The sequence below is a fragment of the Salegentibacter salarius genome, from assembly GCF_900168265.1.
Lineage (GTDB): Bacteria > Bacteroidota > Bacteroidia > Flavobacteriales > Flavobacteriaceae > Salegentibacter > Salegentibacter salarius.
The window spans coordinates 1-10,917 of sequence record NZ_FVZF01000038.1; the positions used below are offsets into that span (position 1 = coordinate 1).

The 10,917-nt window shown below is 36.0% G+C and carries 9 protein-coding genes and 2 rRNA genes; 9 read left to right on the forward strand and 2 right to left on the reverse strand.

The genetic code is table 11. From position 1 onward, the window contains the following. The 9 genes from B5440_RS15155 to B5440_RS15195 form a co-directional block, all read left to right on the forward strand. Positions 1 to 210, forward strand: a 210-nt coding sequence (locus tag B5440_RS15155) for a transposase (RefSeq protein WP_143083636.1), incomplete at its 5' end; no start/stop codon positions are given. Between the two features lie 193 nt (positions 211 to 403). Beyond that, a complete protein-coding gene (locus B5440_RS15160) occupies positions 404 to 1,852 on the forward strand; it encodes a glyceraldehyde-3-phosphate dehydrogenase (protein ID WP_070054799.1) in 1,449 nt (482 codons plus the stop codon). A gap of 190 nt (positions 1,853 to 2,042) precedes the next feature. Beyond that, on the forward strand, positions 2,043 to 2,627 hold the full coding sequence (locus B5440_RS15165; RefSeq protein WP_232756032.1) for a hypothetical protein: 585 nt from the start codon (positions 2,043 to 2,045) through the stop codon (positions 2,625 to 2,627). A gap of 51 nt (positions 2,628 to 2,678) precedes the next feature. Further along, the gene (gene trmD / locus B5440_RS15170; RefSeq protein ID WP_070054798.1) at positions 2,679 to 3,365 is read left to right on the forward strand and encodes a tRNA (guanosine(37)-N1)-methyltransferase TrmD; all 687 of its coding nucleotides are present in this window, start codon (positions 2,679 to 2,681) and stop codon (positions 3,363 to 3,365) included. A gap of 114 nt (positions 3,366 to 3,479) precedes the next feature. Then, positions 3,480 to 3,830, forward strand: a complete 351-nt coding sequence (rplS, locus tag B5440_RS15175) for a 50S ribosomal protein L19 (protein ID WP_057481365.1) — start codon at positions 3,480 to 3,482, stop codon at positions 3,828 to 3,830. A 607-nt stretch (positions 3,831 to 4,437) separates the two neighbouring features. Next, positions 4,438 to 6,657: an NADP-dependent isocitrate dehydrogenase gene (locus B5440_RS15180; RefSeq protein ID WP_070054797.1), complete on the forward strand. Its 2,220-nt coding sequence runs from the start codon at positions 4,438 to 4,440 to the stop codon at positions 6,655 to 6,657. Positions 6,658 to 6,812: 155 nt separating this feature from the next. Continuing rightward, positions 6,813 to 9,185 (forward strand): TonB-dependent receptor, encoded by a 2,373-nt coding sequence (locus B5440_RS15185; protein WP_070054800.1) that lies wholly within the window; start codon positions 6,813 to 6,815, stop codon positions 9,183 to 9,185. A 1-nt stretch (position 9,186) separates the two neighbouring features. Beyond that, a complete protein-coding gene (locus tag B5440_RS15190; RefSeq protein WP_070054796.1) occupies positions 9,187 to 10,005 on the forward strand; it encodes a DUF4249 family protein in 819 nt (272 codons plus the stop codon). Continuing rightward, positions 10,005 to 10,226 (forward strand): DUF6095 family protein, encoded by a 222-nt coding sequence (locus B5440_RS15195; RefSeq protein ID WP_070054795.1) that lies wholly within the window; start codon positions 10,005 to 10,007, stop codon positions 10,224 to 10,226. Before B5440_RS15190 ends, B5440_RS15195 begins: the two co-directional genes overlap by 1 nt. A 331-nt stretch (positions 10,227 to 10,557) precedes the next feature. On the opposite strand, the gene rrf is transcribed toward B5440_RS15195, so the two are convergent. Further along, positions 10,558 to 10,666 (reverse strand): 5S ribosomal RNA (rrf, locus tag B5440_RS15200). Positions 10,667 to 10,828: 162 nt separating this feature from the next. Beyond that, positions 10,829 to 10,917: ribosomal RNA gene (locus B5440_RS15205) — 23S ribosomal RNA — on the reverse strand; the annotation flags it as partial.

Below are 10,917 nucleotides of genomic sequence, written 5' to 3' on the forward strand. Positions count from 1 at the left end.
CGTCTCAAAGAAAAAGCTAGGAACCTACTATTAAGTGAAGCGGGAATAGCACATCGTAAACGTCGGTGCTGGGATGTGGAAGCCGTTTTTGGGAATATCAAGCAAAACATGGGCTTCAAGCGATTTATGCTTCGGGGAATGGAGAAAGTAACTACTGAAATAGGGTTAATCGCTATGGCGCACAACTTAAGAAAATTCAGTATAGCATAGGAAGGGGGCTTCCTTCCTTTTTTATCATTAAGAATATCTACAAAAGAAGAAGCGCTTCTCTCACAAAAACTTTTATCAATAAAAAAGGCCATCTAAATACTTTTTAGACGGCCTCTTTTTATGCAAAATTTTCTTTACGAAAACGTTTGAAATATATACTTTTGCGCCATTATTAAAACAACACAAACCACACATGAGCTTTAATAAAGTTTACGAGAAAGAACTTTCTTTTCAGGCAAACCGGCGCAAAGCGACCGTAGAATTCATTAACATAATTAGCGATCTTTGGTATGATAAGTCGATAGAACTTGTTCTTTTCAGAAATCAATTGCTTAATAGAAATGTGAGCGATATTCTCAACCTACACGAATACGCGGGAGAATTTGTAGAAAAACCCATTTCAATTTTTGATTCCGTAGAAATCGCAAAAGCAATCCAGGATATGGATCTGCCACCGGCAAAACTGGATATTGGGAAATTAACCTACGAATTTCATCTGGAAGACCAGGGACATCTTAATGCCATGGCTTTTGTTTCTGATAAATTAAAAGATGCAAAAAAATACGATAAGGTTGTTCCAAAAGACGTTGTGCTTTATGGTTTTGGGCGTATTGGTCGTTTAGTGGCCAGGGAACTCATGGCCAGAACCGGTAAAGGGAGTCAGTTAAGGTTGCGAGCCATCGTTACTCGTGGCGCGGTAGATAGAACGGTATTAGAAAAACGTGCTTCTTTATTAAAAAATGATTCAGTTCACGGAGATTTTTCAGGAACTGTTAGTATAGACGAAGCGAATAGTGCACTTATTATAAACGGTACTACCGTAAAAATAATTTCCGCAGATAAACCTGAAGATATCGATTATACAAAATTCGGAATAAATAAAGCTTTAATTATAGATAACACCGGTGCCTTTAGAGACAAAGAAGCACTAAGCAGACACCTAAAAGCAAAAGGAGCGGCAAAGGTTTTACTTTCTGCTCCGGGGAAAGGTATTCCGAATATCGTTCACGGGGTAAATCATAAAGAATATAATCCTGATAAAATTTCGATATTTTCTGCGGCTTCCTGTACTACAAATGCAATCACCCCTGTTTTAAAAGCCGTTCAGGATACGTTGGGTGTAGTTCATGGGCATTTAGAAACAATTCACGCCTATACTAATGACCAGAACCTGGTAGATAATATGCACAGCAAATACCGAAGAGGTCGTGCTGCTGCGCTTAATATGGTGATTACCGAAACCGGCGCCGGAAAAGCAGTAGCCAAGGCTTTACCTGTGTTTGAAGGTAAATTGACCTCTAACGCAATTAGAGTTCCTGTTCCTAATGGTTCACTAGCTATTTTAAATCTTGAAATTGAAGGTCAAATCACCGTTGAAGGCATAAATAATATTTTAAAGAAATATGCACTGGAAGGTGAACTGGTAGAACAAATTAAATACTCGTTAGATAATGAGCTGGTTTCATCAGATATTGTAGGTTCTAACGCTCCGGCAATTTATGATAGTAAGGCGACCATAGTTTCTGAAGATGGCAAGAATATTATTCTTTATATCTGGTATGATAACGAATACGGCTATAGTCACCAATTAATAAGGTTGGCAAAGTATATCGCAAAAGTGAGAAGGTTCACTTATTATTAGAACATGAAAACTTTACTAAAAAACCCACCAAATTATGGTGGGTTTTTTATTTGAAATACTTTACATTTGCGCGCTCAAATTATTAATTTAAAGGAATTTAGCAAATTAATTTTAAAATAGTGAAGGCCATTACAATAAGTAGAAAAAGCAGGCGTTCAAGCATATAAATTCTCAACCAGAAAAACCCCAAATGATGCGTACCATTATTTTTTCAAGTTTACTTTTAATATTTTCAGTTAATGTTCTAACCGCTCAAGACTCATTAGCTACCTCTAATTTTATTGAAGATGAATTTGACAACCTTATCGAATCTTCAAATAATTACCAGGGCTATAAAGTAGTAGATTATGATGCTTTAATTGAATTGCGGGACAATACTAAACGTCACGTACAGGATCTAAAAAACGAGCTTCAGGAAGAACAAAGCACAATTGCCAGCCAGAACGAGGAAATAGAAAACCTCGAAAATCAATTGGCAGAAACCCAGGAAGACCTTAAACGTGTAAACGAAGAAAAAGATGCTATAAAATTCCTTGGAATGCCTTTTAGCAAAGGAAGTTACATGGCTTTAATGTGGGGAATAGTTGGTGTTTTAATCCTGGCGCTTCTTTTCTTTATTTATAAGTTTAAAAACTCTAATGCTACTACTAAAGAAGCAAGACACAGGTTAAACGAAACCGAAAAAGAGTTTGACGCTTACCGCGCTAAAGCCCTGGAAAAAGAACAACGATTAGGCCGTATGCTTCAGGATGAGAAGAACAAAGCCAAAGAATAATTCTTCTTCAGCTTAAATTTTAATTAGCATCTTTGCATTTTATAAGAAAATATGCGCATAGATATAATTACCGTAGTTCCAGATTTACTTAAAAGCCCTTTTGATGCTTCTATTCTAAAGAGGGCCATAGAAAACGGCCACGTAGAAATTAATCTACATAATTTAAGAGATTATGTAACCGATAACTACAAACAAATTGATGATTATCAATTTGGCGGAGGTGCAGGGATGGTGATGATGGTAGAACCTATAGATAAGTGTATCTCAGATCTTAAAAGTCAACGGGATTATGATGAAGTAATCTATATGAGCCCAGATGGTGATCGTTTTAACCAAAAAACTGCGAATACCCTTTCCCTCAAGGAAAATATCATTATTCTCTGCGGACATTATAAAGGTGTAGATCAAAGAGTACGCGATCATTTTATCACTAAGGAAATTTCTATTGGTGATTATGTTCTTTCTGGCGGAGAACTGGGAGCAGCCGTTGTGTGTGACGCCATCATCAGGCTAATTCCCGGTGTTTTAGGAAATGAAACTTCAGCGTTAACCGATTCTTTTCAGGATAACCTGCTCGCACCCCCGGTTTATACAAGACCTGCGGAATATAAAGGATGGAAAGTTCCAGAGATATTAACCTCGGGGAATTTTCCGAAGATAGAAGCCTGGCGGGAAGAAAAAGCCTGGGAAAGAACCAAACGCTTAAGGCCTGATCTTTTGGATGAAACAGAAAAATAATTGCAATTTCACAATTGCATTATAAATTAAAATTAATACTTTTGCACTCGTTCTAAAATAACCTCTGGCGAGGTCCGTGTATGTTGTTTTGGATTTTACATTAAATAAGCAATTATGGAATCGTTAATTAAGTACGTACAAGACGAATTCGTTGAAAGAAAAGATTTACCTCAATTTTCTGCAGGTGACACTATCACTGTGTATTACGAAATTAAAGAGGGTCAAAAAACCCGTACCCAGTTTTTTAAAGGGGTAGTAATTCAGAAAAGAGGAAGCGGTGCTTCACAAACATTCACCATTAGAAAAATGAGTGGTACTGTAGGTGTAGAAAGAATTTTTCCTTTAAACCTTCCTGCAATTCAAAAAATTGAATTGAACAAACGAGGAAAAGTAAGAAGAGCTCGTATTTATTACTTTAGAGAACTTACCGGGAAAAAAGCCCGTATTAAGGAAGCTAAAAGATAAATTACATCTTATTAAACTTATAGAAAGCCCCGAAAATTCGGGGCTTTTTTTATGCCAAAATTATAAGGAAATAAAGCTATAAATCCCTGCCTAACAAAACGTTAAATTTCTTGCGAAAACTTATTTTTGGTTGTATATTTAATATAGGAATTAGTTGATTAAAGAATGACAAAAGGATTTCTCAAGCAGCAAATTCTTAGTAGAGCTTAAAACCCTTTACATACGGTTTTTATCTTCTATATAACGCTCATTTTTGCCAGGTCAAAAGAAGTTTGAAGGATAAAAGCCTTTAGATTCAAAAATCTAACTTTACTAAGTTTTTATTTTTGAATCATTGAAATAATACACACCGGGATTTTTCCCTTAAAGAATTTCGAAAATTCAGTGAGCACGTATTATTTCAGTTGAAGCCATTTCATTTTAGCTAATAAGATGAAGTGGCTTTTTTTTTGTGTCTTTTAAATAATAATTAACAGGCTTTCATGTTGCTTCAGCTATGATAAAAGCTTGAAAAATATTATATTGCGCAGAGCTCGAACGCCCAATAGGAATTGGGCGTTCATTGAGTTTAGACTATTCATAATTAATCAGCTATAAAAATTACAAAATGACACAGATTGGAAAGATCATTTATACAAAAACAGATGAAGCCCCGGCTTTAGCTACTTATTCTTTTTACCCTATTGTTGAATCTTATACAAAAGCGGCAAATGTAGCGATGGAAACCCGAGACATTTCCCTTGCAGGAAGAATTTTATCTCAGTTTCCACAATACCTTTCAGAAGATCAAAAAGTAAGCGATGATTTAGCTGAACTTGGGGAATTAGCCAAGAAGCCTGAAGCTAACATCATTAAGCTACCAAATATTAGTGCATCTATTCCGCAGCTAAAAGCGGCCATTAAAGAACTTCAGGAGAAAGGTTATAAACTACCTAATTATCCAGATGAGCCATCCAATGACGAGGAGAAGAAAATCCAAGCTACTTACGATAAAGTAAAAGGTAGTGCTGTAAACCCGGTACTTCGGGAAGGAAATTCAGACAGAAGAGCACCAAAAGCGGTAAAGAATTTCGCTAAAAAGCATCCACATTCAATGGGTAAATGGAGCTCAGACTCCAAATCTCACGTAGCGACTATGAACGGTGGAGATTTTAAAGCCAATGAAAAATCCCTTACTCTTAACGAAGAAACAGATGTAAAAATTGAATTCACCTCTAAAAGCGGTGATAAAAAAGTGCTTAAAGATAACCTGCACCTACTTAAAGGGGAAGTTATTGATGCCAGCTTAATGAGCAAAAACGCTCTTCTAAAGTTTCTTAGGGAACAGGTAAAAGATGCAAAAGCAAAAGGCGTGCTGTTTTCACTGCATATGAAAGCTACAATGATGAAGGTTTCTGACCCCATTATTTTTGGCCACGCCGTGAAGGTATTTTTTGAAGACGTTTTCAATGAATACGGAGAAGAAATTAAAAATGCCGGTGGAGATCCAAACAGCGGACTGGGAGATATTTTAAATGCTATTGAAAAACTTCCTGCCGATAAAAAAGCAGAAATAGAATCTAAAATTAAAGCTGATCTTGAGCAGGGACCAGATATAGCAATGGTAAATTCTGATAAAGGAATTACCAATCTGCACGTACCAAGTGATGTAATTATTGATGCTTCTATGCCGGCAATGATTAGAACTTCCGGGCAAATGTGGAATAAGAATGACGAAACTCAGGATACCAAAGCGGTAATTCCAGATAGTAGTTATGCGCCACTTTACCAGGAAACTATTGAGTTCTGCCAGGAACACGGTGCTTTTGATCCTACTACTATGGGAACTGTTCCAAACGTAGGCTTAATGGCGCAAAAAGCTGAAGAATATGGTTCTCACGATAAAACATTTGAAATTCCAGCTGCTGGAACTGTTCGCGTAATTGATAAAAGTGGAAAAACTTTGACTGAACACGAAGTTGAAGAAGGTGATATCTGGAGAATGTGCCAGGTTAAGGATGCTCCGGTACAGGATTGGATCAAATTAGCGGTTAACAGAGCAAAGGCAACAGGATGGCCAGCTATTTTCTGGTTAGACAAGAACCGTGCTCACGATGCTGAGCTAATTAAGAAAGTGAATCAATATCTTCCGGATTACGATACCGAAGGTGTAGATATCAAAATAATGTCGGTTGCTGAAGCTACTAAATACACTTTAGAACGAGTAAAAGCCGGTGAAAACACGATCTCTGTTACAGGAAATGTGTTAAGAGACTATTTAACCGATCTTTTCCCAATTTTAGAAGTGGGAACCAGTGCGAAAATGCTTTCTATTGTTCCTCTTATGAACGGTGGTGGTTTATTTGAAACCGGTGCTGGTGGATCTGCTCCTAAACACGTACAACAATTCCTTAAAGAAGGTCACTTGCGTTGGGATTCTCTGGGAGAATTTCTTGCACTTGCCGCCTCTCTGGAACACTTAGGAGAAAAGTATGAGAATAAGAAAGCTCTTATTCTTTCTGAAGCTTTAGACGATGCAACCAATAAATTTCTGGAAAACAGTAAATCACCTTCCAGAAAGGTAAATGAACTGGATAACCGTGGAAGTCATTTTTACCTGGCTTTATATTGGGCACAAGCATTAGCTGCTCAGGATAAAGATGCAGATTTAAAAAAGCATTTTGTTAATGTGACCTCAAAATTAGAAGAAAACGAAGAGCAAATCAATAAAGAATTAATTGATGCTCAAGGTTCTTCAGTAAATATTGGAGGTTATTATATGCCAGACGAAGACCTTACTTCTAAAGCGATGAGACCAAGTAAGCTTTTAAATGAGATTTTAGGCTAAAATACCCTAATTCCATATCTAATATAAAGCCGGAAAATATTTTCCGGCTTTATTATTTCAAAATTTCTGTTTAATCTTTTTAAACATTTCTTAATAATTTCTATAAACTTTTAGTTTACTTAGTATCTACATTATATTTACCTAAAAAATTGAAAATTTCATTTCCCTTTCCCCTTTTACTTTTCTTCCTTTTTCTTTTTGGAGGAATTAATGCTCAGGAGACGTATACTTTAAAAGGCACTATTACTAATGCATCGAGTAATGAGACCTTAATAGGAGTTAATATTATAATTCCGGAAGAACAAAAAGGCGTTGTAACCAATGAATATGGTTTTTACTCTATAAAGTTACCGGAAGGCACTTATGTGGTTGAAATCTCATACCTTGGATTTCAAAGCCATAGGGATACTATTACCATTACTGAAGATACCACCTTTAATACCGCGCTTACTGAAGGTTCAGAAAATTTAGATGAAGTGGTTATAAAATCTAATATTGAAGGTTTGAATATCAAAAGCCCTGAAATGAGCGTGAATAAACTTTCAATAAACACCATTCAAAAACTACCAGCGGTATTTGGGGAGGTAGATATTATAAAATCCTTGTTATTGCTACCGGGTGTTTCTAATGCCGGGGAAGGCGCTTCAGGATTTAATGTGCGTGGCGGCGCAGTAGACCAAAATCTTATTTTACTTGACGAAGCCACTATTTTTAATTCCTCTCACTTGTTTGGTTTCTTTTCGGTTTTTAATCCCGATGCGGTTAAAGATCTAAAATTATATAAGGGAGGAATTCCTGCTAAATATGGCGGACGCGTTTCTTCCGTCTTAGATATCTATCAGCGCGATGGTAATAGTAAAGAATTTAAAGCTCAGGGAGGAATTGGCGTTATCTCGAGTAGATTACTGGCTGAAGGCCCTATTGTAAAAGACAAAGGTTCTTTCCTTATAGGCGGCCGAAGTTCATATGCGCATTTATTTTTGAAATTAGCCGATAACCCAAACTCTGCCTATTTTTATGATCTAAACACAAAACTGACTTATTCCTTAAATGAAAATAATAAGTTGTTATTTTCTGGATATTTTGGTCGGGATGTTTTCGATATAAATCAGAATTTCATCAACACTTACGGAAATTCGGTTTTTAACCTTAGATGGAATCACTTAATTTCAGATGATATTTTCACCAATCTATCACTTATTTATAGTGATTATTATTACGGACTTACCCTTGATTTTGTAGGCTTCAACTGGGATAGCGGTATTAAGAACCTGAATATTAAATATGATTTCAACCATTATTTAAATAATACATTCCAACTGGAATACGGGATTCATAATACTTACTATGAATTCAACCCGGGAGAGATTGAACCAATAGATGAAAATTCTGGTATTAATTATTTTAAGCTTACCAATAAATACGCTTTTGAAAATGCAACTTACTTCTCTGTAGAACACACAATATCTAATCGTTTTTCCGCAGAATATGGGATAAGATTCAGCAATTTCTTTAGACTGGGGCAAGATAGCTTCAATGTATACGAAAATGATAATCCTATAATTTACAATTCCAGTCTTGATATTTATGAGGAAGCCGAAGCTATTGGTCAAAGATCCATTTCAAGATCTGAAATATTAAAAACCTATTCCAACCTGGAACCACGATTGGCTTTAGCCTATAGTTTTAGTGAGAATCAATCGATAAAAGCGAGCTATAACAGAATGGCTCAGTATCTTCATTTAATTTCGAACACAAGCTCTCCTACCCCGCTTGACGTTTGGGCGCCAAGTGGTCCGTTTATAAAACCCCAAATTCTAGATCAATATGCATTAGGATATTTTCGTAATTTTAATCAAGGAAAATATTCGCTTGAAACCGAGGCTTTTTATAAGGACATACAAAATAGAATAGATTATGTAAATGGTGCAAACCTTATCGCGAACAACAATATTGAAACTATTATCTTAAACGGCAGATCAAGGGCTTATGGATTGGAAATTTTAGCTAAAAAGAATGAAGGTCGTTTAACCGGATGGTTGGCGTATACTTTATCTAAATCTGAACAACAAACTCCGGGTAGAACACCCATTGAAAGTGGTATAAATAATGGGAAATGGTACGCTACTAATTATGATAAAACGCACGATATAAGTTTCACCACCACTTATGATTATAATAAAAAATGGGATTTTAGTGCAAATTTTGCTTTTCAAACTGGTTTACCGGTCACTTATCCCACCGGCCAATATAATTTTAACGGAATAAACGTACCGGTTTATGGCGATAGAAACAGCAATAGATTACCGGCCTATCATAGATTAGACCTTTCAGCCACCTATATTCCAAAACCAAATAAACAAGATGGGTTGCAGTCATCCTGGAATTTTGGCATTTATAATGTATATAATAGAAAAAACGCCAATTCAATAAGCTTTAGAGAGAATGACGAGACCGGGCGCAATGAGGCTGTAAAATTAAGTCTATTCGGAATAATACCGTCTGTTACCTATAATTTTAAATTTTAAGATGAAAAATTCAACTTATTTACTCATATTCTTTCTTGCTATAAGCCTAATTTCTTGCGAGGAAGTCATTGATCTGGATCTGGAAGAAAGCGAGCCCCGGCTTGTTATAGATGCTTCTGTAATTTGGTATTTGAATACTGAAGGTAACGAACAAAGAATTACCTTATCTAAAACTACAGGTTTCTATGAGGACGAAATCGAACCTGTAATTGATGCACAAGTTAGCATTGAAGCAGATGATGGAGAAGAGTTTATTTTCGAACACCAGGACCAGGGAATTTATACCAATAATAATTTTAATCCCAGGTTTGAAGAAAATTATAGCTTAGAAATAAATTACAAAGAAGAAATATATACTGCCAGCTCGAGCTTTGTTCCTGTTCCCGGCATAGATTTTATTGAACAGAATGATGAAGGTGGTTTTACAAGAGAAGACCTGGAGATCGAACCTTTTTTCACTGATCCAGAAGGAGAAGAAAATTTTTATCTTTTTACTTTTCGGGACTTTTCTATTTCAAAACTTTCTTTGGAGATTTATGAAGATGAATTTACCGATGGCAACCAGGTTTCAGCTACATATTCTGACGAAGATTTAGCAGCCGGTGATGAAGTATTTGTAACTATGGAAGGAATTTCAGAAGCTTTCTACAATTATTTATTTATACTTCGGTCTCAGGGTGGGGATAACGGCGGCGGGCCCTTCCAGTCTCAACCTGCTACGGTAAAAGGAAATATTATCAATGAAACCAATCCGGAAAACTATCCATTTGGTTATTTTAGACTTTCAGAAGCAGATTCAACTAGCTATATTATACAGTAATGAAACATACCAATAAAGAAATATTAGGAAAAGGAATAAAATACCTGGCTTTTGCCCTTCCATTAATATTAATAGGGCCTTCTGTACTCTTCACGGCTTTTAATAATCAGGACCATCCTTATTATATTCCCGTTTTAATTGTGGGAATTATAGCTTTAATTGGGGCTATATTGTTGTTATTTAAAGGAATTATGACGGTAGTAAAGGCTGTATTTGATTAAATCTTATTTCTTTCTTCTATTATATCTTTTCTGAGATTAGAATAAAAGTCCATATTCTTACTGAAAAAATATTGTATTGCCGAATAGTCTGATAATTTAATTAGACGCAGGAAAATTAACAATTTACAGGACTAAGTCTTTATTATTATCTGAATTAGATTTTTTAAAGATATAAGCAGGGCTTATAAAGACTCTTGGTTGTTTTTAATACTTGAGTCCTAAATTGAAGATAACTATTGGTTAAAGAAGACTTTCTCTGAAGTTTAGAATAGAGTATCCTTGATTTTCGGGTATAAAAAAACCCTTCATCGAGATGATGAAGGGTTTCAAAGAAAGGCGGTGACATACTCTCCCACAAATAGCAGTACCATCTGCGCTAACGGGCTTAACTTCTCTGTTCGGAATGGGAAGAGGTGAGCCCCGTTGCCATAACCACCTTAAGTCTTTAGTATGCAGTTTACAGTCTATAAGTTCGCAGTATTACTGCTTACTCTTTTACTTACAACTGCCTACTCTAATAAGTTGACATATTTAAGAAACAAAGAATATAGATAAACTTGGGTAAAGCATTCAAGTCCCCACACCTTTGCAGGCGTGGGAATCGCATCAAGCTTTACGGATTATTAGTACCACTCGGCTATGACATTGCTGCCTTTACACCTGTGGCCTATCAACGTGGTCGTCTCCCACG